This is a genomic window from Pseudomonas sp. JAI120 (assembly GCF_014207255.1).
Lineage (GTDB): Bacteria > Pseudomonadota > Gammaproteobacteria > Pseudomonadales > Pseudomonadaceae > Aquipseudomonas.
In genome coordinates this window covers 427843-450393 of the sequence record NZ_JACHCZ010000001.1, presented here as the reverse complement: position 1 = coordinate 450393, position 22551 = coordinate 427843, and the positions used below count along the sequence as shown (strand labels likewise).

Genomic DNA, 22551 nt, shown 5'->3' with positions numbered 1-22551 from the left:
GGATGACCCATGAATGATCCCATCGTGATTGTCAGTGCCGTGCGCACGCCCATGGGCGGGTTCCAGGGCGACCTCAAGGGCCTGACTGCGCCGCAACTGGGCTCTGCCGCCATCCGTGCGGCGGTCGAGCGTGCTGGCATCGCCGCCGACGCCGTGGATGAGGTGTTGTTTGGGTGCGTGCTGCCCGCCGGCCTGGGCCAGGCGCCTGCGCGTCAAGCCGCCCTGGGCGCCGGGTTGGACAAATCCACGCGTTGCACCACCCTCAACAAAATGTGCGGCTCGGGCATGGAAGCGGCGATCCTGGCCCATGATTCGCTGCTGGCCGGCAGTGTCGACGTGGTGATCGCCGGCGGCATGGAAAGCATGTCCAACGCGCCCTATCTGTTGGACCGCGCCCGCAGCGGCTATCGCATGGGCCACGGCCGCGTTATCGACCATATGTTCCTCGACGGCCTGGAAGATGCGTATGAAAAGGGCCGCCTGATGGGGACCTTTGCCGAGGAGTGCGCGCAGCTGAACGGCTTTAGCCGTGAGGCGCAGGATGCGTTTGCCATCGCTTCGCTGACCCGTGCGCAGGAGGCAATCACCCATGGCAGTTTCGCCGCCGAAATTGTCCCGGTACAGGTCACCGTCGGCAAAGAGCAGAAAACCATCCTGCATGACGAACAGCCCCCCAAGGCAAAGCCGGAAAAAATCCCCAGCCTCAAACCGGCGTTCCGCGAAGGCGGCACGGTGACGGCGGCCAATTCCAGTTCGATTTCCGACGGCGCGGCAGCATTGCTGCTGATGCGTGAGTCCGAGGCGCAAAAGCGCGGGCTCAAGCCGGTGGCGGTGATCCATGGGCACGCGGCTTTTGCCGATGAACCGGGGCTGTTTCCGGTGGCACCGGTGGGGGCGATTCGCAAGTTGATGAGCAAGACCGGCTGGAGCCTCGACGAGGTCGATCTGTTCGAAATCAACGAAGCCTTTGCCGTGGTCAGCCTGGTGACCATGAGCAAACTGGAAATCCCCCATGCCAAGGTCAATGTCCACGGCGGCGCCTGCGCCCTGGGCCACCCGATTGGCGCGTCCGGCGCGCGGATCCTGGTCACGCTGCTTTCGGCCCTGCGCCAGAAAGGCCTCAAGCGTGGCGTCGCCGCCATTTGTATTGGCGGTGGTGAAGCCACGGCCATGGCCGTCGAATGCCTGTATTAAGGACCTACCCCCATGCTGCCCAATGACGAACAACTGCAAATCAGCGACGCGGCCCGGCAATTTGCCCAGGAACGGCTCAAACCGTTTGCCGCCGAGTGGGACCGCGAACATCGCTTTCCCAAGGAAGCCATCGGCGAGATGGCCGAACTGGGCTTTTTCGGCATGCTGGTGCCGGAACAGTGGGGCGGTTGCGACACGGGTTATCTGGCCTACGCCATGGCCCTGGAAGAAATCGCCGCCGGTGACGGCGCCTGCTCCACCATCATGAGCGTGCACAACTCGGTGGGCTGTGTGCCTATCCTGACCTTCGGCAATGATCAGCAGAAGGAGCAATTCCTCACCCCCCTCGCCAGCGGCGCCATGCTCGGTGCTTTTGCGCTGACCGAACCGCAAGCCGGTTCGGATGCCAGCGGCCTGAAAACCCGCGCACGCCTTGAAGGCGACCATTACGTGCTCAACGGCTGCAAACAGTTCATCACCTCCGGGCAAAACGCAGGGGTGGTGATTGTGTTTGCCGTCACCGACCCGGCAGCGGGCAAGCGTGGCATCAGTGCGTTTATCGTGCCCACCGATTCGCCGGGCTACAGCGTGGCCCGTATCGAGGACAAGCTCGGCCAGCATGCCTCCGATACCTGCCAGATCCTGTTCGAGGATGTGAAGGTGCCGGTGGCTAACCGTCTTGGGCAGGAGGGCGAAGGCTACAGGATCGCCCTGGCCAACCTTGAAGGCGGTCGCGTCGGCATCGCCTCCCAGTCGGTGGGCATGGCCCGCGCCGCCTTTGAGGCGGCGCGCGATTATGCCCGGGAGCGCGAAAGCTTCGGCAAGCCAATCATTGAACACCAGGCCGTGGCTTTTCGCCTGGCGGACATGGCCACGCAAATCGCCGTAGCGCGGCAGATGGTGCATTACGCCGCCGCCCTGCGTGACAGTGGCAAACCAGCGCTGGTGGAGGCCTCGATGGCCAAGCTGTTCGCCTCGGAAATGGCTGAGAAAGTCTGTTCCGCAGCCTTGCAAACCCTCGGCGGTTACGGTTACCTGAGCGACTTCCCCCTGGAGCGGATCTACCGCGATGTGCGGGTCTGCCAGATTTACGAAGGCACCAGCGATATCCAACGCATGGTCATCTCACGCAATCTCTAAGGAGCCGATACATGAGTTACGAAACCATTTTGCTCGAAATCCAGGGCCGCGTCGGGCTGATTACCCTCAACCGTCCGCACGCCCTGAACGCCCTGAATGCGCAATTGGTCAGCGAGTTGAACCAGGCGCTGGATGGCCTGGAAGCCAACCCGGAAATCGGCTGCATCGTATTGACCGGCTCGAAAAAAGCTTTCGCCGCCGGCGCCGACATCAAGGAAATGGCCGAGCTGACCTACCCGCAGATCTACCTCGACGATTTGTTCAGCGACAGCGATCGCGTGGCCAACCGCCGCAAGCCGATCATCGCCGCCGTCAACGGCTTCGCCCTGGGCGGCGGTTGCGAACTGGCGCTGATGTGCGATTTCATCCTGGCCGGTGACGGCGCCAAGTTCGGCCAGCCGGAAATCAACCTCGGCGTGCTGCCGGGCATGGGCGGCACCCAGCGCCTGACCCGCGCGGTGGGCAAGGCAAAAGCCATGGAAATGTGCCTGACCGGGCGTTTTATCGATGCGGTGGAAGCCGAGCGCTGCGGGATCGTGGCGCGCATCGTGCCGGCCGATGAACTGCTGGACGAGGCACTGAAAGTCGCCACGCTGATTGCCGGCAAGTCGGTGCCGATCAGCATGATGGTCAAGGAAAGCGTGAACCGTGCGTTTGAAGTGAGCCTGTCCGAAGGCGTGCGCTTTGAGCGCCGAGTGTTCCATGCGGCGTTCGCGACGCAGGATCAGAAGGAAGGCATGGCGGCGTTTGTGGCCAAGCGTGCACCGGAGTTCAAGGATAAGTAAGCGATCCTTCAAGCACTGAAGATCAAATGTGGGAGGGGGCAAGCCCCTCCCACATTGGTTGTGTAGTGTGTCAGTTAGAGTTGGTAGTGCTTGAGCTCTCTGGCAATCACCATCCGCTGGATCTCGCTGGTCCCTTCGTAAATCTGCGTGATCCGCGCATCCCGGTAGTAACGCTCCACCGGGTAATCCTCCAGGTATCCGTAGCCGCCATGGATCTGCATCGCACTCGAGCAGACTTTCTCGGCCATTTCCGACGCAAACAGCTTGGCCTGGGACGCTTCCGATAGGCAGGGCTTGCCGGCACTGCGCAGGCGCGCCGCGTGCAGGATCAGTAAACGGGCAGCGTTCAGGCGGGTTTGCATATCCGCCAGCAGGTTCGCCACGCTTTGGTGCTCGATGATCGGCTTGTCGAACTGCACCCGGTCGCGGGCATAGGCCAGCGCCGCCTCAAAGGCCGCACGGGCGATGCCCAGCGCCTGGGCGGCAATGCCGATGCGGCCGCCTTCGAGGTTGGACAGGGCGATGGCCAGGCCTTTGCCGCGCTCGCCGAGCAGGTTGGCCTCGGGCACGCTGCATTGGTTGAGGGTGACGGCGCAGGTATCCGAGGCCCGAATACCCATCTTGTGTTCGGTGCGATCGACTACAAACCCTGGGGTGTCGGTGGGGACCAGGAACGCGGAAATACCTTTCTTGCCCAGGTCCGGGTCGGTCACGGCAAATACAATCGCCAACTTGGCGCGCTTGCCGTTACTGACGAACTGCTTGGCGCCATTGATCACCCATTGGCCATCGCGCAGTTCGGCCCGGGTGCGCAGGTTGTGGGCCTCGGAGCCGGCCTGCGGTTCGGTCAGGCAGAAGCAGCCAATCGCCTGGCCACTGGCGAGGTCGGCCAGCCAGGTTTGTTTCTGTGCATCTGTGCCGTAGTTGAGGATTGGCCCGCAACCCACTGAATTATGGATACTCATCAACGCACCGGTGGCGCCATCACCGGCAGAAATCTCTTCCACCGCCAGGGCATACGCCACGTAGTCAACATAAGTGCCGCCCCATTCTTCCGGCACTACCATGCCCAACAGGCCCAGCTCGCCCATCTTCGCCACCAGGGCGTCGTCGATCCAGCCGGCTTTCTCCCAGGCTTGGGCATGGGGGGCAATTTCGCCGCGGGCGAAGTCGCGTGCCATGTCCCGAATCATTACCTGTTCTTCAGTGTATTCAATGTCTTGCATGGCTTATTTCGCAACCTGCTCGAAGTGGTGGAAGAAGCTGTCGACATGGCTTTTGTCCAGCCCATGGAGCGTCGGCGGGTTCCAGCGAGGGTTCTTGTCCTTGTCGATGATCAGCGCACGGACCCCTTCGATCAGGTCGCCGCGTTCGAACCATTGGCGGTCGAGGTGCAGTTCCAGGGCAAAGCACTGCTCCAACGGCAAGCGCCGGCCGCGTCGCAGCATTTCCAGGGTCACGGCCATGGCCAGGGGCGAGCGGGTGCGCATCAGGTGGACGGTGTTCAATGCCCATTCATGGCTGTCGGCGACCGTAACTTCCTGGAGTTGCTCGACGATGCTCGGAATGTCCGGCAGGCCGAAGAAGTGGTCGATAGCCGGGCGCAATGCGGCCAACGGCGGGTCGGGCAGCCGCTGCACGGCGAGCTTGGACAGCACGCCTTGCAGGTCCTTGAGAGGCGATTCGTGCCATTGCAGGCTATCGAGCTTCTGGTCGAGGCTGGCCAGCTTGGCGCTGTCCAGGTACCAGTTGGCCAAACCGCAATAGAGGGCGTCTGCCGCGTGGACCTGCACGCCGGTAACGCCGAGGTAAATGCCCAGTTCACCGGGAATACGGGGCAGGAAGTAGCTGCCACCGACATCCGGGAAATAACCGATCGCCACCTCCGGCATCGCCAGGCGGCTACGCTCGGTGACGACACGCAAATCCGCGCCCTGCACCAGGCCCATGCCGCCGCCCAAGACAAACCCGTCCATCAGGGCCAGCACGGGTTTGCGGTAATGATGGATGGCCAGGTCCAACGCGTATTCCTCGACGAAGAACTCTTCGTGCAGGGTGTCGCCGCGTTTGAAACTGTCGTACAGGGAACGGATATCGCCGCCGGCACAGAAGGCCTTTTCGCCCGCACCGCGCAGGACTACGGCATGCACCTGTGGGTCGTCTGACCAGGCCTGCAGTTGTTGCGTCAGGCGGCGGACCATGTCCAGGGTGAGGGCGTTCAAGCCGGAGGGGCGGTTGAGGGTGAGGTGGCCGATATGGTTGCGTACCTCGGCCAGTACGTCTTCCTCAAGGCTATTGGCACTGCTTGCTTCGCTTGAAACCTGAGCAGTCATCTATAACTCCCTGCTTTTATTGTTCTTTATCAAGATGTTCGTGTGCGAACACTCTCGTGATCGTACCAGTGCAAATTTGCACAGTACAACCCGGAATCATGCAGGTCGTTTTTGCATTTATGCAGGGTTCCGGGCCTGGGCTCAGGTCACGCGACTTGCCAGCACTTCGCCAATACTGCGGCGCCGAGCGTGGGTTTCTGCGGCGTGGATCAATTGCTCCAACTCGGTGGGTGCCACATCGTAGAACTGCTCCATCTCGGCCAGTGCCAATTTCAAGTCGGCAGCGGTAATGGCCGGGTCTCGTGCAGCCTTGGGGTCAGGCAGGATAGCCGTTGCAACCTCGGCAGCGCCCTTGGGATAGCGTGTTCGGGTGGCATTGTTGTAGGCCAGCGCGCAGGCCAGCAGGGCACCGGCACCGAGTAGTACAGCACCCAATTCGTGCCAGCCCAGGGCGGCGGAGGCAGGATCGGCCAATACCAGGGTCATGGCCAGGCCGCCGGCGGGCGGATGCAGGCAACGCAGCCAGCACATCAGCACCACGGCCATGCCAGCTGCCAGGCAGGCACCGCCCAGGGTGCGACCAAGGACGCGGGCCACCAGCAACGCCACGACACCGGCGCACAGGTAGCTGCCGATGATCGACCAGGGCTGCGCCAGCGCACCGGACGAAACCGCAAACAACAACACCGCTGAAGCCCCCAACGGACCGAGCAGGTGCAGCGCCACCTCCATGCCGAAGACCTGGGCGCAGAGCCATACACTGAATAATGTACCCAAGGCCATGCCAATCGCGGCACGGCTCCATTCGGCGGGGCGGGTATTGATAGCAGCGGGAAACCAGCGAGCGAGCATTGAAAAGAAATCCATAAACGGCGGGCAAAAAAAAGGCTTGTCTGGTTGCCCGGAAAAGCCCTTTGAAAGTTCCTGCATTCGGGGGAGGAACACTGCGCAGTGTGCCGTGCCAGATAGGTCAGCGCCAATGCATATTAATGAGGGTTAAATACAAAAATAATGAATTTATTACGAAGTGACAGCAGGATTGAGCTTGCCCAGTACGCGATTATCGGTTTCTTCATTGAACAAGTGCTTTTGCAGGTTTTCCTGCAGCCCTGGCTCGCCGGCCAAGGGACCTTTGAGTGCCACCAGGGCATTGCGCAGCCACATCAGCCGATCCAGCGGCGGAACGGACAGGTAGCCGATATGCACTTCATCACGGGCCAGGGAAGTTGGGGTATCCGGTAAACGGTCATTTGGCACGGTTTGTCCTCTCACGAAGTGAGCCGCGGTGCTGGCTGCGGCTCATAGCGTCCTTGTTGTTATCCATGGCCTGTGGCGGTAGACAGTTACCGCACGTGGCCATCGAGTTTACAGTTGGGTTTCAGACGCGGGAAAGTGAAATGACACCAGCCATTACGCATAGCTTCGTAGGATCTTTCTGCGTCGCAACTCAAGGTTGAGTGGCTCTGGCCAGGTACAGCAGGACATAGGGGTTTCGGTCGAACTCGCCGGTCAACGTTGGTGTGATAGAGGCAAATCGCGGGTCTTTGAGCCCTTCGAAATCCTCCTGGCTCATCACCAGCCATGCCGGCCCTCGTAACGGCGCCAGGTCAGATGCTTGTCGGGTAAACAACGGCACCTGATCGCAGTCGAGGTTAACCATGAATTTGATCGCCTTGGCGTCTTTGCCCAAGCCGTGCAATACCACCGGGGCGCGCTCTTGCTGGACCTGCTCATGCACTTGGAGCGTAAAGGTGCGGGTGTCGTAGATGCTGCGTTCGAGCGGTTCGACCACTGCTATATACGTTGCCCACACCGCAAGGACGGCGGCAAGTGCCGGCCCCAACGGCCGTAGACGAGCCCTGAACAACGCCAGCAATGCCAAGGCTTGCAACAGCCCGAGCACGGCAAACACCGGCCCCAGCTGGCTCAACTGCTCCGGATAACGTGGCCGCGCGAAGACCAGCCCAACGATCAGCAGGCCTGGCAGCAGTGTCCAGACACCCAGCATCAGCCCGCGCAGCCATGCAAACAGACGACCTTCAACGACCTGGAACGGGTACGCCGCAATGATCGCCGCCATCGGCAACATCGCCAGCACATAGCGGGCCTTCTTTGCCTGGGGAATCGACAGGCCCAGCATCACCAGAAAGCCAGCGGCAGCGCAGTACAGCACCAGTTGCAACGCGGGCGTCGGTACGCGTCGCCGACCGACCGCGACCGCCAGCAGCACCAGCAGTGCCACGGGATAGGCGAGGGCGTAATTACCCAGCGAGCTGGTGAAGTAGTACAACGCGCCGCTGGAGCCTTCACTGCCGTCCATCCGCCCCAGGAACTGCATGCGGATCACATCCTGCATGAAGCTCTCGCCGCCACTGAGCTTGGCCATCAGCAGCAGCAGGCCGACACAGGCCACCAGCAGCGCCAGTGCCAGCAGGCCGAAACTGAACAGTTGGCGCCATTGTCGGTTGATCAGGTAGTAGCTGCACAGCACGCCCGTAGGAATCACCAGCCCGATAGGCCCACGAATCGCAAAGCCAAGGATCAGCAGCAGGTACAGCCAGTGCAGGCGTTTACCCCCGCCGAAATGGTCATGGGCATAACCGAGGTAGAACACCGCCAAGGCGATGGCCGCGAGCATCTGGTCGAGGGACACCGCGCGGGTTTCACTGATGAAGGTACTGCTCAGCAACAGCAGCGCGAGGCTCAGCAGCCCCCAACGCTGGGAGTAGGGCGCCGTCAGGCGATACACCAGGGTGACGATCACTGCCGAAGCCATGGCCGTCGGCAGCCAGGCCGTGAGGCTGGTGACCTGGCCCAGGGGCAGCGACAACAGCCAGGTCATCAGCGTTGAGGTGGCGAGGTAATCAGCATACGGCTGCCCGTACGTGGTGGGGAAAAAGCCCGGCCCATGGCGCAGCATCTCCTGGGCAAACACCACGAAGCGTGAGTCGAAACCGATAATCGCCTGGTGCCAACTGCCGGCGATAAACAACAACAGCGCCAGCAATCCCAGGCCGAGGGATTGGCGGCGGATCGTTGGGCTGAGCAGGGACGACTGAGCTTTGTTCACGTATCAGGCTTCCACGACCTGCGGCACCCACTGCTGCTGGGGAATCGGCAACTGGCAGGAATCGCCACGGCCAATCGGGTAGTACTGGAAGCCTTTGCGCGCCAGGCGTTCACCGTCGTACAGGTTGCGGCCGTCGAAGATCACCGGGGTTTTCAGGCGCTGGTGGATCAGGTCGAAGTCCGGCGCCTTGAACTGCTGCCATTCGGTGCAGACGATCAGCGCATCGGCGCCGACCAACGTGGACTCCGGCGTGCCCATCAGCATCAGCCGTTGCTCGTCACCGTAGAGGCGCTGGGTTTCCTGCATGGCCTCCGGATCGAACGCCCGGACGTTGGCGCCGGCAGCCCACAGGGCTTCCATCAGCACGCGGCTGGGCGCATCGCGCATGTCGTCGGTGTTGGGCTTGAACGCCAGGCCCCAGAGGGCAAAGGTCTTGCCGCGCAGGTTGCCCTGGAAGAACGCATTGATGCGGTCGAACAGCTTGCTCTTCTGGCGCTGGTTGATGGCTTCCACGGCTTCCAGCAGGTCGCTGGAACAGTTGGCCTGCTTGGCGCTGTGGATCAAGGCGCGCATGTCCTTGGGGAAGCACGAGCCGCCGTAGCCGCAGCCAGGGTAGATAAAGTGGTAGCCGATGCGTGAGTCGGCGCCGATGCCCAGGCGCACGGCCTCGATGTCGGCGCCCAGGTGTTCGGCCAGCTCGGCGATCTGGTTGATAAAGCTGATCTTGGTGGCCAGCATGCAGTTGGCGGCGTATTTGGTCAGCTCGGCGCTGCGCAGGTCCATGAAGATGATGCGGTCATGGTTGCGGTTGAACGGCGCGTACAGGTCACGCATCACGTCGCGCACTTCTTCGCGCTCGCAACCGATGATGATGCGGTCCGGACGGCGGCAGTCGGAAACGGCAGAGCCTTCCTTGAGGAATTCCGGGTTGGAGACGATATCGAACTCCAGGTGCCGACCGGCCAGGTGCAGGACTTTTTCGATATGGGCGCGCAGGGTATCGCCGGTACCCACGGGCACGGTGGATTTCTCCACCAGGATCACCGGTTCGATACGGTGGCGGGCCACCGCATCGCCCACCGACAACACGTACTTGAGGTCCGCCGAGCCGTCTTCATCCGACGGCGTGCCCACCGCGATAAACAGCACTTCGCCGTGTTCGACGGCGAGTTTTTCATCGAAGGTGAAGTGCAGCCGCCCGCTTTCCAGGTTTTCCTTAACCATGGCCGCCAGTCCCGGCTCGAAGATGCTCACATGGCCTTGCTGCAGGAGCTTGACCTTGTTCTGATCGACGTCCATGCAGATGACATCGTGACCGACTTCGGCTAATACGGTGGCCTGTACCAGACCGACGTAACCACTACCAAATACACTGATTTTCATGGGGCATTCCTGGCGCTTGCAGCGCTAGCACGGCGAGAGTTAATGACCAGCACACCGAGGATGACCAAGGCCACCCCCAGGGTTTTCGAGAGGGAAAAATGTTCGTTGAACACCGGCAGGCTGGCGGCCAGCAGGTACACCAGCGCGTAGCTGATGCTCAGCAGCGAATAGGCGCGGCCCAGGGGCAGGTGTTTGAGGGCGCCGAGCCAGCAGAGCATCGACAGCGCGTAGGCCAGGATCGCCAGGCTCACCACCCCCAACGCCCCGAAGTCGATGGCGTTGCTGTTGAATGCCGTCAGCCATTCGGCGGGCAAGGGCAGGCGCGTCATGCTCCAGCGCATGCCCAATTGGGCGGCGCTGACCAGGCCAACGCTGCCCAGGGCCAGGGCGAAACCACGAATGCGGCTCATACCTGGCGCCCCAACAGCACCACACCGGCAATCACCAGCGCCACGCCCAGCCAATGCCGTGTGTCGATGGTTTCCTTGAACACGAAGCGCGCCACCAGCGTGACCAGAACAAAATTGAGGCTGAGCATCGGGTAGGCGATGCCGACTTCCAGACGCTGCAACACCAGCAACCACACCAGCAAACCAAAACCCAGGCACAGCAGGGCAGACCACAACCACGGCGAGCGCAGTTTCAGCGTCCAATCGTCGGGCTGGTCGCGCCAGCCTTCCACGGCGAATTTCTGCGAGACCTGGCCCATGCATGTCAGCAGGCAGGCCGCCAAGAACAGGAGCAGTGTGATCATGGCGCAACCTGCGGGAACACCAGGATCACGATATTGCCTTGCTCGTAGCGCTTGCCGTCTTTGGGCAGCAACGCCACTTCGGCGATTTCGTCGTCACCCTTGACGCGCATCACCACACCGACCGCGCCGTGTTTGCGCGCGTCGCTCATCCATTGCTGGACCTGCGTGGTGTCGACCTTGTGATGGGCCGCATCGTCGAAGGCCAAGCCATATTTCACTTCGCCGATGGTGTTATAGAGGGTCACGTCCGGGCGCTTGACGCGCCACGCCAGGGCGGAGGCCGCGCCCAGGTCGTTGCTCAGCAACGCGGTGGTCTGGCTCAGTTCCTGGAGGTGATCGATGATGAACTGGTCCGGGTTCTTGTTATAAACCACCGAATGGGGCAATGCGGCCGGGACCAACGCCACCATCAACCAACTGCCGATCACCGGCGCGGCCCACAGTTTCAAAGGCCGTGCGGCCTGCAGCAGGTTGACGAGGATCCAGCCAAACAGGAAGGCAAACACCAGTACCAGGCTGAGGGTTTCACTGCCGTGCTCATACACCGGTTTTTTCAGTTGGAACCAGGTCAGTGCGAGCAATGCCACGACACCGATGATCAGGTTCAGCCCGCCGTTGACCCGCAACGCACGGTCACGGCCCTCGGCCAATTTGGCGGACAACGCAGACCCCATCAGCAACGCCAGCGGCAGCAGGCACGGCATGATGTAGGAGGGCAACTTGCCTTTGGCCAGACTGAAGAAGGCCAGGGGCATCAACAACCACAGCAGCAGAAACGCGGTGGCAGGCAAGCGCTTTTGCTGCCACGCCTGCTTGAAGGTGGACGGCAGCAGGGCGACCCATGGCAACGAAAACGCGACCAGCAGCGGCAGGTAATACCAGAACGGCTCGGCGTGCTGTGCATCCTCGCCGGCAAAACGCTGGATGTGCTCGTGCCAGAAGAAGAAGTTCCAGTAGTCCGGCTCTTGCAGGTGCACGGTCAGGGCCCAGGGCAGGCTTACGACAATGGCGACGACCACGGCGACCAGGCCGTAACCGAGCAGTTCGCGAAAGCGCTTCTGCCAGATCGCGTAGGGCAGGGCAATCAGCACCGGCAACAGCCACGCCAGGAAGCCCTTGGTCATAAATCCCATGCCACAGGCCAAACCGAGCAGCGCCCAGGCTCCCAGGCGGCCGTTGCGGGTGGTGCTGTCGAAGCAGAACCACAGGGCAACGCCGGTCAGGTTGACCCAGAACGTGAACTGTGGATCGAGGTTGGCATAGCCGCCCAGTGCCGCCACGCTGACAAAACTCATGTACAGCACGGTGCTGACCAGGCTCTTTTGCGGGTCATTCCACAGCCGGCGGGACACCAGGTACACCAGCAGGATGCTCAAGCCGGTGCTCAACGCCGAGGCGAAGCGTACACCAAACAGGTTCTGCCCGAAGATCGCCTGGCCCAGCGCGATCATCCAGTACCCTGCAGCGGGTTTTTCGAAGTAGCGAATCCCCATGAAGTGCGGCGACGCCCACTTGCCGGTCAGCAGCATTTCCTGGCTGATCTGCGCGTAGCGGGTTTCATCCGGAATCCACAGGCCGTGGGTGGCCAGCGGCAGCAAATAGAACGCGCCGAATGCCAACAGGAGCAGGGGCAACGCCCAGCGCCGGATCATGCCTGCTGCACTCCGAGCCAACCCTCACGGCCGCTCAATGCGCCGCGCACCAGGTGTTGCCGGGGCAGGGTGGTCAGGTCCGCAGGCAACAAGTCGCCCAGGGGTTTGAAATCGATGCCGCGCTGCCCTGCCTGGGCGAGCAACTGGCGAAAATCATTGGCCATCAGAATCCCTTCTACTTCTGCGTGGATCGTGTAGACGTTGAGCTTCGACTCGGCAAACCGGTCAAGAATGAAACCGTTGAAGTCTTTGGCGGCCACCACCGGCCCGACGACTTCGTCGAAGGTCGGCAGGTCCACCGGAATTTGTGGCGTACCCGCGCTGCCATCGGCCAATGTCGGCCGAAACAGGCTGGTACCCCGGCAATCGCTGTTGTAGCGAAAGTTGAACCTTTGCTTGGCTTGCACCACACGCTCATCGGCACGCCACCCGGCGGCCGCGGAACAGTCGATGCGTTCGCCGAGGATGTCGCTCAAGGTCTCCACGCCGCGTCGAATCTGCTCCACCAGCTGTGCATCGCTCCAACGCCCGGTGTTGGCCTGCCAGCCGTGGTGATCCCAGGCGTGCAGGCCGACTTCATGCCCCGCTGCCTTGGCCTGGCGCATCAAGTGCCCCAGGTCACGGCCGATGGGCTTGCCTGGCCAGGCGGTGCCGGCCAGCAGGATGTCCCAGCCGTACAGGCCGGCAGCATTGGAACGCAGCATTTTCCACAGGAACTGCGGGCGGATCAGGCGCCACAAGTGGCGCCCCATATTGTCCGGCCCGACACTGAAGAAGAACGTCGCTTTTACCCCGGCCTCATCCAGGGATTCGAGCAACCGCGGCACACCTTCACGGGTGCCGCGGTAGGTGTCGACGTCGATGCGAAGACCTGCCTGCATCAGCGCTTGTCCGCGATTTCGAGCATGGCTTCACGCAGGAAGAAGTCCAGCGTGTTGCCGATGGTTTCGCTCATCTCAACGGTCGGCTCCCAGTTCAGCAGGCGCTTGGCATTTTCGATGCTTGGCTTGCGGTGGGCCACGTCCTGGTAACCGGTGCCGTAGAACGCCTTGCTTTCTACATCGCGGAAACCGGCGAACGGCGGGAAGTTGCTGCGCAGCGGGTGCGCTTCGAACTGACGCAGCAGCTCTTCGCCCAACTGACGGATGCTGGCTTCGTTTTCCGGGTTACCGATGTTGATGATCTGGCCGTTGCAGGCATCGTTGTCGTTGTCGATGATGCGCGCCAGGGCTTCGATACCGTCGGCGATGTCGGTGAAGCAGCGCTTCTGCTCGCCACCGTCGAACAGGCGGATCGGCGTACCTTCCACCAGGTTGAGGATCAACTGGGTGATCGCACGGGAGCTGCCGATACGCGCCGAATCCAGGCGGTCCAGGCGTGGGCCCATCCAGTTGAACGGACGGAACAGGGTGAAGTTCAGGCCCTTGGCGCCGTAGGCCCAGATCACGCGGTCCAGCAGTTGCTTGGAGACCGAGTAGATCCAGCGCTGCTTGTTGACCGGGCCGACCACCAGGTTGGAGGTGTCTTCGTCGAAGTACGGGTCCTGGCACATGCCATAGACTTCGGAGGTCGACGGGAAGATCACGCGCTTGTTGTACTTGACGCAGTAGCGCACCAGCTTGAGGTTTTCTTCGAAATCCAGCTCGAACACGCGCAGCGGGTTACGGGTGTACTCGATGGGTGTGGCGATGGCCACGAGCGGCAGGACCACGTCGCATTTCTTGATGTGGTACTCGATCCACTCGGTGTGGATGCTGATGTCGCCTTCGACGTAATGGAAGTTTGGGTGGCTGCGCAGGCGCTCGATGGCGTCGGAGCCGATGTCCAGGCCGTAGACTTCATAACGGTCGTCACGCAGCAGGCGCTCGGACAGGTGGTTACCGATGAAACCGTTCACACCGAGGATCAGCACGCGGGTACGGCGCGGCTTGCGGCCGGACTCGGCACCGCGCAGCACGGAGCCGTCGACCAGGCCCAGTTCGTTGGCCAGGGACGGACCCGCCAGGTACAGGCCGTTGTCGTTGCGCTGGCCGAACTTGACCACCAGGGAGTCTTCACCGCAGGCGATGCGCAGCGGGTTGACGCTGATCACGCGGCCCGGCGCCAGGCCTTCGTTGCCCTTGACCACTTCGGCTTGCCAGACGATGAGCTGGTGCTCACCGACAGAGCAGAAGGCGCCCGGGTACGGTTGAGTCACCGCACGCACGAGGTTGAACAGTTCTTCAGCCGGTTTTTTCCACTCCAGCTTGCCGTCGGCTGCCGTGCGGCGACCAAAGTAGGTGGCCTGGCTTTCGTCCTGGGCAGTCTCGGGCAGCTTGCCCGCAGCCAGTTGCGGCAGGGCATCGCGCAACAGGCTGGTCGCCGCATCACGCAGCTTGGCATGCAGGGTCAGGCCGGTGTCGGTGCGCTCGATCACGACTTTTTGCTGGACCAGGATCGCGCCGGCATCGGCACGCTTGACCATGCGGTGCAGGGTCACGCCGGTTTCGGTTTCGCCGTTGACCAGCACCCAGTTGGCCGGTGCGCGGCCACGGTATTTAGGCAGCAGCGAGCCGTGCAGGTTGAACGCGCCTTTGCTGGCGGTGGCCAACAGCGGCTCGCTCAACAGGTTGCGGTAGTAGAAAGAGAAGATGTATTCCGGGTTCAGCTTGGCAATGCGTTCGATCCACAGCGGGTGGTTGGCATCTTCCGGCGCATGTACCGGGATGCCGTTGCGCGCGCACAGCTGGGCGACGGAACCGTAGAAATTGTTTTCCTTGGGGTCATCGGCATGGGTGAACACGGCGGCAATGTCGTAGCCGGCAGTCAGCAGGGCTTCAATGCCCGCACAGCCAATATCGTGGTAAGCGAAGACAACGGCTTTTGAATTCATGACGAAACCTGATCGGAAGGAGAAGTAGCGGTGGAATGGGAGGACACCAGGCCGTCAACGACGACCACGGGTGCCGGTGCTGCCGGTTGGTTGCGCAGCACTTTTTCAATAAAGAAACGTGGGCGGGCGCGGACATCGCTGTACATGCGGCCCAGGTATTCACCCAGCAGGCCCATGCCGATGAACTGGCCGCCGGTGAACACGAACAGCACCGCGAACAGCACGAACATGCCGTCGCCGGCCCATTCAGCACCGAAGGCCAGGCGCAGGATGATCAGTGCAAAGGCGAACAGCATGCCCAAGGCCGCCAGGCTGAAGCCGACGATGGACAGCAGGCGCAGCGGGGTGGTGGTCATGCAGGTCAGCAGGTCGAACATCAGGCTGATCAGGCGCATGGCGCTGTATTTGGACTCGCCGTGTTCACGCTCGGCGTGGTGCACAAGGATCTCGGTGGTGTGGCGGGCAAAGCCGTTGGCCAGGATCGGGATAAAGGTGCTGCGCTCACGGCAGGCGAGCATGGCGTCGACGATCGTGCGGCGGTAAGCGCGCAGCATGCAGCCGTAGTCGGTCATGGCCACGCCAGTGGAGCGTTGCACGGCGAGGTTGATCAGGCGCGAAGGCCAGCGGCGAAAGGCCGAGTCCTGGCGATTGTTACGCACGGTGGCGACCACGTCGTAGCCCAGGGCCGCTTGCTCCACCAGGCGCGGGATTTCTTCGGGCGGGTTCTGCAGGTCGGCATCGAGGGTAATCACCACTTCGCCCCGGCACTGCTCGAAACCGGCCATGATCGCCGCATGCTGCCCGTAGTTGCGATTGAGGATCACCGCCACCACGTTGCTGCCGTCTTCAGCGGCGGCGTCTTCGAGCAATTGGGCGGAGTTGTCGCGGCTACCGTCATCCACCAGGATGATTTCGTATTCGTAGGCCAGTTGCTTGCAGGCGGCGGTGGTGCGGCGCAGCAGTTCAGGCAGGCTTTCTTGTTCGTTGTAGACCGGGATAACGATCGACACGCAATGAATAGGGTAGGGTTTCAAAGATTCATGACCTCGGGGTTAGAGCAACTTGGAGCGTGAAAGCGGTAGTAATCATTGGGCGAACACCTGGCCCGCTGGTAAAAAAACGGCGCTAAAGATGAAGCGTAATCAACAGGTTAGCGGGTGTTGTGTGACTCGCTCTGAAGGTTCACGTTCAAGATTAAGCGCAAAAATGTGCAACAGATATGAAAGGCAGATGAAAAACTCGTTTATTTGACAGGTAGACAGCTAGTGTTCAGCTACTTAATTAAGGCGATAAAGGCGTTATAAATTGGGCGAAACACGAACGGTTTGTATGTCGTGGGCCGGACTTGCCGAATACCGGCCGCCGTATCGCCCCGTGCGACTGCCTGCTGTGCATTTATATTGAAGAATCTTCTCTGCAATGCGCCTCAAGTGCCGGTAAAGTAAGCCATCTCTTGCCAGGGTACTCGGATGAATAGCGTGCAGCGTGTAGGCGGCCAATGGCGGCCCGTCTTGATGGGATTGTTGATGACGGTAGCGTGCGTCCCCACCGGACGGGCAGATGACGGCGTGGCACTCACCACCCTCGCTCAAGTGCCTGAGGGCGTTGAAGTACGCGGCAGGCAGGTCGCCGCCTATACCTGGGATGACCACCAGGGCAAGAACCTGCTGGTGCTCGCTGAGCAAGTCAGTGAGCGTGAGGACGATGGTACCCAATCGGCATTTGTCTACGCGGCGCAATACCTGATCGACGGCGACCGCCCCAAGCGCATGTGGATGCTCTACGACGACGTACAGCATTGCGAATTCGATGCGGCGCTGCACTTCGACATGGCGGCGACCAAGGTCACCGACCTCAGCGGTGATGGTATCACCCAGGCCACCGTGGGTTATTCGCGCACCTGCACCAGCGATGTCAGCCCCAATGAATTCAAGCTGATCATGCATGTCGGCAAGTCGCAGAAATATCGCCTGCGCGGTGTCGACCGGGTGGGCGCGGCCTGGTGGGATGAAGAGGCCGGTGCGCTGCGTGGCATGCCGCTGCCCAAGGATTGCAGTGTGGCCGGGCAGCAGGCGCTGGTCAGCCAATACAAGGAGCAGGGCACCGAGTTGCCATTGCCGGGCTGCTATGACAACGAGAAGGACTTCGCCAAGGCGCCGGAGGCTTACCTGACCTTTATGCGCCAGCACTGGTTCGCGCTGATGCAGAAGCAGGACACCGAATGGAACCAGACCCAGACCCAGTCGCAGGCACGGACGGAGGATGACGACACGGCCCCGTGATTTTGTGCCAGGACCCCCTCCTGGGTTAGACTCGGTCTTCGCCAATTCACTAAATACCTCGATTAAACAATGGCTTGTTTGAGGTATTTAATCCAAAGGCTGATCTACCTTGACTGAGTCTATCCGCAACCCACTGACCCTCTACCTCACTCGCCTGGCCCCCTCCAGCCAACTGACCATGCGCTATGTGCTGCAGGATGCCGCCGACCGCCTGGGCTACGAGGACATCAACCTCGAAGACATCGACTGGCATCTGCTGCAACCCGAACACGTCATTGCCCTGGTCGCTGCTTTGCGCGAAGACGGCTACGCGCCGAATACCTCGTCGCTGTATGTGAATGCGGTGCGCGGGGTGATGAACGAGGCCTGGCGCATGAGCCTGATCAGCCAGGAACACCTGTTGAAAATGCGCACGGTCAAGGCCACGCCCGGCACTCGCCTGGGCCAGGGCCGTAATCTGCGGCGCACGTTGATCCGGGAAATGATGGAAGTCTGCGCCGCTGACCCGCGTCCCCAGGGCCTGCGGGATGCAGCGGTGATCGGCATCCTGTATGGCTCGGGAATGCGCAAATCGGAGTCGGTCAACCTCGACCTGGCGCAGATTAACTTCGCTGAGCGCAGCTTGCGGGTGATTGGCAAGGGCAATAAGGAACTGGTCAAGTATGCGCCGGGCTGGGCTTTCGCCAAGTTGCAGGCATGGTTGGCCTTCAGGCGCGAGCAGCTCAAGGATGGCGAGCAGGACGATAGCTTCCTGTTCAACCGCATACGCCGGGGCAGTCATATCACCCGCGAACGTATCACCAAGCACGCGATTTACTACATCGCCCGCCAACGCGGTGAGCAGGTGGGGGTGAAGATCATGCCCCACGATTTCCGCCGCTCGTTCATCACGCGGGTGATCGAGGAGCATGACCTGTCGATTGCACAAAAGCTGGCGCATCACACCAATATCCAGACCACCGCCAGCTATGACGTGCGTGACGACAACGAGCGGCGGCGGGCGGTGGATCGGTTCGATTTGTAGGCGATCAGCGCCGTTTTACGTAGCGCTCGCCACACAACTATTGATAAGAGGGGCCGGCTTAGAGAATGGGTTTGCCACCGGTGACCGCATAGCGCGAACCCGAGATGTAGCTGGCCTCATCCGATGCCAGCAGCACATAAATCGGCGCCACTTCCACCGGTTGGCCGGGGCGGCCCAATGGGGTTTCGCTGCCGAAGTTCTGCACGTCTTCATCGGTCATGGTCGCCACGATCAACGGCGTCCAGATCGGGCCGGGCGCGACGCTGTTGACGCGGATGCCCTTGCTGCCGAGTAATTGCGCCAAGCCACCGGTGAAGTTGGCGATTGCGCCCTTGGTGGCGGCATAGGCCAGCAGGGTCGGCTTGGGCATGTCGGAGTTGACCGAGCTGGTGTTGATGATCGAACTGCCGGCCTTCATATGCGGCAGCGCAGCCTTGCAGATGCGAAACATCGCGGTGATGTTGATATCGAAGGTCTTGACCCATTCCTCATCCTCGATCTCTTCGAGCGTCTCGTGGGTCATCTGGAACGCAGCGTTATTCACCAATACATCGATGCGCCCGAATTGTTCCACAGTTTTGTCGACCAGCGCCTGGCAGGTGGCTTTTTGCGCGATATCGCCGGGCAGCAAAAGGCATTGACGACCAGCTTCTTCAACCCAGCGTGCGGTTTCCCTGGCGTCTTCGTGTTCGTCCAAATAGGCGATGGCGACGTCAGCACCTTCACGGGCAAAGGCGATGGCCACCGCGCGGCCGATGCCGCTGTCGGCACCGGTGATCAAGGCGATTTTGTTGGCCAACCGGCCGGAGCCCTTGTAACTCTGTTCCCCGCAGTCCGGGTACGGGTCCATTTTGCGCTGGGTACCGGGCACGTTTTGCGCTTGAGGGGCAAAGGGTGGGCGTGGGTAGTCAGTCATTTCCAATCTCCATAGGTTTCGAGCGGTGCTATGGGATTAGTAGTTTCATGGCCGGCGATAGTTGTAATGGATGCCGGCCAGGCCCGACGAGTGGTACCGCTCAGGAGGAGGGCGGGGCGCTCGCCAAGTGCGCCGGCAGACGGCGCAAGGTCCAGAGGACGGTGAGCATCGCCGCCACGGCACACAACGCGATGCCTGTCAGCATCGGCGCCGGTGTATGGTCGGCAAACACCCCGACCAGCGTCATCGACACTGCGGCGGTAATCATCTGGATCGCCCCCAGCAGGGCCGAGGCGGAGCCCGCCACTGCGCCGTGATCCTCCAGCGACAGCACCCCGGCCGCCGGCAACAGCAGGCCGAGAAAACCGAAGCCGATAAACAGCAGCGCCATCATCCAGGGCAGGCTATCGACCCAAAGCGTGGTGGCCGCCAGCACGATCATGACAGCGGCCACCGCCGTTACCGACCAGCGAATCAGCGGCGCCAGGCCGAAGCGGGCGCTCAGGCGAGCGGTGAGTTGGCTCATGGCGAAGAACGACGCAGCGTTCAGCGCAAAACACAGGCTGAATTGCGTCGGTGTCAGGCCGAAGTATTCGATATATACGAACGGCGCACTGCCAATAAACACAAAGAAGGTGGCCAGGCCAAAACCGCATACCACTGACAAACCGATAAAAACCGGATCGCGCAGCAACGCACCGTAGCTGGCGAACGCCGTGCCCAGGGTCTTGCCCAAACGCCGTTCGGCCGGGTGGGTTTCAGGCAGTTGCACGATGGTCATGACCAGGCACGCGACGGAAACCACCGCCAGCACGGCAAACACTTCACGCCAACTCCAGATAGAGATAACCAGGCTGCCGGCCAGCGGCGCGAGAATCGGCGAAACACTCATCACCAGCATCAGCAAGGCCATCAGCCGCGCGGCTTCATGGCCGGTGTACAGGTCACGCACAATCGCGCGGGGAATCACCATCCCGGCACACGCACCGAACGCCTGCACGGCACGAAAGCCGATCAGCACTTCAATGGTGGGCGCCAGCGCGCAGCCGACGCTGCCCACCGCAAAGATCAGCAGCCCGGCGTAAATCGGCGGCTTGCGCCCGAACACATCACTGATCGGCCCGTAGAACAGCTGGCACACGCCGATGATCATGAAGAACACTGTCAGGCTCATCTGCACCGCCGCCGGCGATGCCTGCAGGCTGGCGCCCAGGGTTGGCAGGGCGGGCAGGTAGATGTCGATGGCGAATGGGCCGACGGCGGTGATCAACCCGAGCAGCAGGGCGAGGTGGGCGATACTTCGGGACATGGGCAGTTTCCGGCAGCGCAAAAGTCGATCAGCTTAAGGGATCCGCGCAGATCCGCAAACTTAGGCTTCACTAACAGGGATTGATGCCGATAACGGTAAGAACGTTGCTTCGACGGTTGGGTATGGGGATGTCAGCATGACGATCAAATTACGCTTGATACTATTGATTGCCACCGGGTTGCTCGCGGCCCTGGTCATGAGCCTGGCCGGCTACCTGGGAAACGTCCGTATGAGCGAGGCCGTACAGGATAGCGAGGTGAGCATGACGGTCCTGCGCAACCATATGGAAGCCGACATGATGCACGACGCCCTGCGCGCCGACGTGTTTTCCTCCATGCTCGTGGGATTGGGGAAAAGCATCAGCAGCAAGGACGAGGTCAACACTTCGTTGAAGGAACACGCCGAGCACTTCCGAGAAGTACTGGGGGACAACCTTAAGCTGCCGCTGGAGGCCACGATCAAGACCAGCCTGGAAAAAATCAGACCCAGCCTGGACACCTACATCAGCGCCGCGGAGCGCATCGTCACGTTGGCCCTGGACAATCCTGAAGCCGCTCGCGGGGAACTGGACACCTTCAACAAGGCGTTTTCCCAGCTGGAAGATCAAATGGCGGCCTTGAGCGAGCTGATCGAAAGCAATACCCATCTGACCAGCACCAGTACACGGCAGACCATCAGTCACGCCAATTTAACCTTGGCCGCCGTGCTGATCGCCAGCCTGTTACTGCTGCTGGCGCAGGGGCGCTGGGTCATCTTGAGCATCATGGGGCCGCTGCAGGCTGCCAGCCGCATCGCCGCGAGTATCGCCCGTGGCAACTTGAGCGAGCCGATCGTCGAACCCAAGCGCAAGGACGAAGCCAGTTCGTTGATCCGCAACCTCGCCATCATGCAGCGGGATTTGCGCGGCATGATCGAAGTGGTGCGCAGTAATGCCCATGGCGTCAATGGCATGAGCGAACGCTTGAGCCAGGGCTGCCATGAAGTCGCTGGCAGCAGTCAGCAGCAAAGCGCGGCCGCCAGCACCATGGCGGCAGCGGCGAGTGAAATGACCGCCAGTATCGAAGAGATTACCCGACATGCCGGGCGTGCCCTGGACATGGCCAACCAGGCTGAAGCCTTGGCCAAGGACGGCGGCCGGGTGATTCACCAGGTGGTGAAGGACATGGACGGCATTGCCCGTTCAGCGCAGCAATCGGCCCAGGTCATTCGTACGCTGGACAAGGAGTCCGAGGCGATCTTCAGCATTATCCAAGTGATCAAGGGCATCGCGGACCAAACCAACCTGTTGGCCCTGAACGCCGCGATTGAGGCCGCCCGCGCCGGCGAACAGGGGCGCGGCTTTGCGGTGGTCGCCGATGAAGTTCGCAGCCTGGCGGGCCGCACCAGCGCCTCGACCCAGGAAATTGCCAACATGGTAGGGCGTATCCAGCAAAACACCCGGGAAGCGGTGACCAGCATGGAGGAGGGCGTCACCCAGGTGGATAAAGGCATGGCGGTGACTGCCGAGGTGGAGCGCGCGATCCGCGATATTCTGCAGGCCACCCTGAATACGACCGAGTTGGTGAACGACATCTCGCGCACCATCGGTGAACAGAGCCTGGCGAGCAACGAGATCTCCCACCAGGTGGAGATGATTGCCGGGATGTCGGAAAACAACAGCCGTGTCATCGGAGAAACCGCCTCGACCACCGATGAGCTGGCCGGGTTGGCCGGCAAGTTGTCGCAGTCCGTGGATCGCTTCAGCTTGTAACGCAGCGCAGACCTGATAACCGCTTAATGGACCGGCCCCCTGTGGGCCGGTTTTTTTTGCCCGTTGCACCGACGCACCCGCAGGACT

The 22551-nt window shown here is 61.5% G+C and carries 20 protein-coding genes and 1 pseudogene; 7 read left to right on the top strand and 14 right to left on the bottom strand.

Annotated elements, in window-relative coordinates; all coding sequences use genetic code 11:
- Window positions 1-9 precede the first annotated feature (9 nt).
- The 3 genes from HDC32_RS02100 to HDC32_RS02090 are packed head-to-tail and all read left to right on the top strand — an operon-like array spanning window position 10 to window position 3119.
- Complete coding sequence (locus tag HDC32_RS02100) at window positions 10-1194, top strand: acetyl-CoA C-acyltransferase (RefSeq protein WP_184742291.1); 1185 nt, start codon at window positions 10-12, stop codon at window positions 1192-1194.
- 12 nt (window positions 1195-1206) lie between these two features.
- Complete coding sequence (locus tag HDC32_RS02095; protein ID WP_184742289.1) at window positions 1207-2334, top strand: acyl-CoA dehydrogenase; 1128 nt, start codon at window positions 1207-1209, stop codon at window positions 2332-2334.
- Between the two features lie 11 nt (window positions 2335-2345).
- On the top strand, window positions 2346-3119 hold the full coding sequence (locus HDC32_RS02090) for an enoyl-CoA hydratase (RefSeq protein ID WP_131696260.1): 774 nt from the start codon (window positions 2346-2348) through the stop codon (window positions 3117-3119).
- 74 nt (window positions 3120-3193) lie between these two features.
- On the opposite strand, the gene HDC32_RS02085 is transcribed toward HDC32_RS02090, so the two are convergent.
- The 12 genes from HDC32_RS02085 to arnC form a co-directional block, all read right to left on the bottom strand.
- A complete protein-coding gene (locus HDC32_RS02085) occupies window positions 3194-4345 on the bottom strand; it encodes an acyl-CoA dehydrogenase family protein (protein ID WP_184742287.1) in 1152 nt (383 codons plus the stop codon).
- Between the two features lie 3 nt (window positions 4346-4348).
- Entirely contained in the window at window positions 4349-5452 is a 1104-nt protein-coding gene (locus tag HDC32_RS02080) for an enoyl-CoA hydratase/isomerase family protein (RefSeq protein ID WP_184742285.1), read from the bottom strand.
- Window positions 5453-5593: 141 nt separating this feature from the next.
- On the bottom strand, window positions 5594-6304 hold the full coding sequence (locus HDC32_RS02075; RefSeq protein WP_184742283.1) for an HPP family protein: 711 nt from the start codon (window positions 6302-6304) through the stop codon (window positions 5594-5596).
- A 168-nt stretch (window positions 6305-6472) separates the two neighbouring features.
- Window positions 6473-6628 (bottom strand): type VI secretion system contractile sheath small subunit, encoded by a 156-nt coding sequence (locus HDC32_RS02070; RefSeq protein ID WP_259242783.1) that lies wholly within the window; start codon window positions 6626-6628, stop codon window positions 6473-6475.
- A 271-nt stretch (window positions 6629-6899) separates the two neighbouring features.
- On the bottom strand, window positions 6900-8522 hold the full coding sequence (locus tag HDC32_RS02065; RefSeq protein WP_184742281.1) for a glycosyltransferase family 39 protein: 1623 nt from the start codon (window positions 8520-8522) through the stop codon (window positions 6900-6902).
- A 3-nt stretch (window positions 8523-8525) separates the two neighbouring features.
- Window positions 8526-9905, bottom strand: a complete 1380-nt coding sequence (locus HDC32_RS02060) for a UDP-glucose/GDP-mannose dehydrogenase family protein (protein WP_131696266.1) — start codon at window positions 9903-9905, stop codon at window positions 8526-8528.
- Window positions 9902-10315 carry a 4-amino-4-deoxy-L-arabinose-phosphoundecaprenol flippase subunit ArnF gene (gene arnF / locus HDC32_RS02055; RefSeq protein WP_131696267.1) on the bottom strand — a complete coding sequence of 138 codons (414 nt, stop codon included), beginning with the start codon at window positions 10313-10315 and terminating at the stop codon, window positions 9902-9904. Before arnF ends, HDC32_RS02060 begins: the two co-directional genes overlap by 4 nt.
- Entirely contained in the window at window positions 10312-10659 is a 348-nt protein-coding gene (arnE, locus tag HDC32_RS02050; RefSeq protein WP_131696268.1) for a 4-amino-4-deoxy-L-arabinose-phosphoundecaprenol flippase subunit ArnE, read from the bottom strand. Before arnE ends, arnF begins: the two co-directional genes overlap by 4 nt.
- Window positions 10656-12311, bottom strand: a complete 1656-nt coding sequence (gene arnT, locus HDC32_RS02045; RefSeq protein ID WP_184742279.1) for a lipid IV(A) 4-amino-4-deoxy-L-arabinosyltransferase — start codon at window positions 12309-12311, stop codon at window positions 10656-10658. Before arnT ends, arnE begins: the two co-directional genes overlap by 4 nt.
- On the bottom strand, window positions 12308-13192 hold the full coding sequence (gene arnD, locus HDC32_RS02040; protein WP_184742277.1) for a 4-deoxy-4-formamido-L-arabinose-phosphoundecaprenol deformylase: 885 nt from the start codon (window positions 13190-13192) through the stop codon (window positions 12308-12310). The genes arnT and arnD overlap by 4 nt, the downstream gene beginning before the upstream one ends.
- Window positions 13192-15183, bottom strand: coding sequence for a bifunctional UDP-4-amino-4-deoxy-L-arabinose formyltransferase/UDP-glucuronic acid oxidase ArnA (arnA, locus tag HDC32_RS02035; protein ID WP_167656316.1), 1992 nt, complete (start codon window positions 15181-15183; stop codon window positions 13192-13194). The genes arnD and arnA overlap by 1 nt, the downstream gene beginning before the upstream one ends.
- Window positions 15180-16217 (bottom strand): undecaprenyl-phosphate 4-deoxy-4-formamido-L-arabinose transferase, encoded by a 1038-nt coding sequence (gene arnC / locus HDC32_RS02030; protein ID WP_184742274.1) that lies wholly within the window; start codon window positions 16215-16217, stop codon window positions 15180-15182. The genes arnA and arnC overlap by 4 nt, the downstream gene beginning before the upstream one ends.
- Window positions 16218-16652: 435 nt before the next feature.
- Between arnC and HDC32_RS02025 the strand changes: the two genes are divergently transcribed.
- Both HDC32_RS02025 and xerC read left to right on the top strand, forming a co-directional pair.
- A complete protein-coding gene (locus HDC32_RS02025; RefSeq protein WP_131696273.1) occupies window positions 16653-17465 on the top strand; it encodes a M949_RS01915 family surface polysaccharide biosynthesis protein in 813 nt (270 codons plus the stop codon).
- 109 nt (window positions 17466-17574) lie between these two features.
- The gene (gene xerC, locus HDC32_RS02020; RefSeq protein ID WP_184742272.1) at window positions 17575-18489 is read left to right on the top strand and encodes a tyrosine recombinase XerC; all 915 of its coding nucleotides are present in this window, start codon (window positions 17575-17577) and stop codon (window positions 18487-18489) included.
- 58 nt (window positions 18490-18547) lie between these two features.
- Here the strand turns inward: xerC and HDC32_RS02015 are convergent, their stop codons facing one another.
- Together HDC32_RS02015 and HDC32_RS02010 are read right to left on the bottom strand one after the other, a co-directional pair.
- A complete protein-coding gene (locus tag HDC32_RS02015) occupies window positions 18548-19405 on the bottom strand; it encodes an SDR family oxidoreductase (RefSeq protein ID WP_092484302.1) in 858 nt (285 codons plus the stop codon).
- Between the two features lie 100 nt (window positions 19406-19505).
- Complete coding sequence (locus HDC32_RS02010) at window positions 19506-20714, bottom strand: multidrug effflux MFS transporter (protein ID WP_184742270.1); 1209 nt, start codon at window positions 20712-20714, stop codon at window positions 19506-19508.
- A gap of 136 nt (window positions 20715-20850) precedes the next feature.
- Here HDC32_RS02010 and HDC32_RS32355 point away from each other — a divergent pair.
- Window positions 20851-21606 (top strand): annotated as a pseudogene (locus HDC32_RS32355) (MCP four helix bundle domain-containing protein); the annotation flags it as partial.
- Entirely contained in the window at window positions 21601-22464 is an 864-nt protein-coding gene (locus HDC32_RS32350; protein WP_371920991.1) for a methyl-accepting chemotaxis protein, read from the top strand. The pseudogene HDC32_RS32355 and the gene HDC32_RS32350, both read left to right, overlap by 6 nt.
- The last annotated feature ends 87 nt before the right edge of the window (window positions 22465-22551 follow it).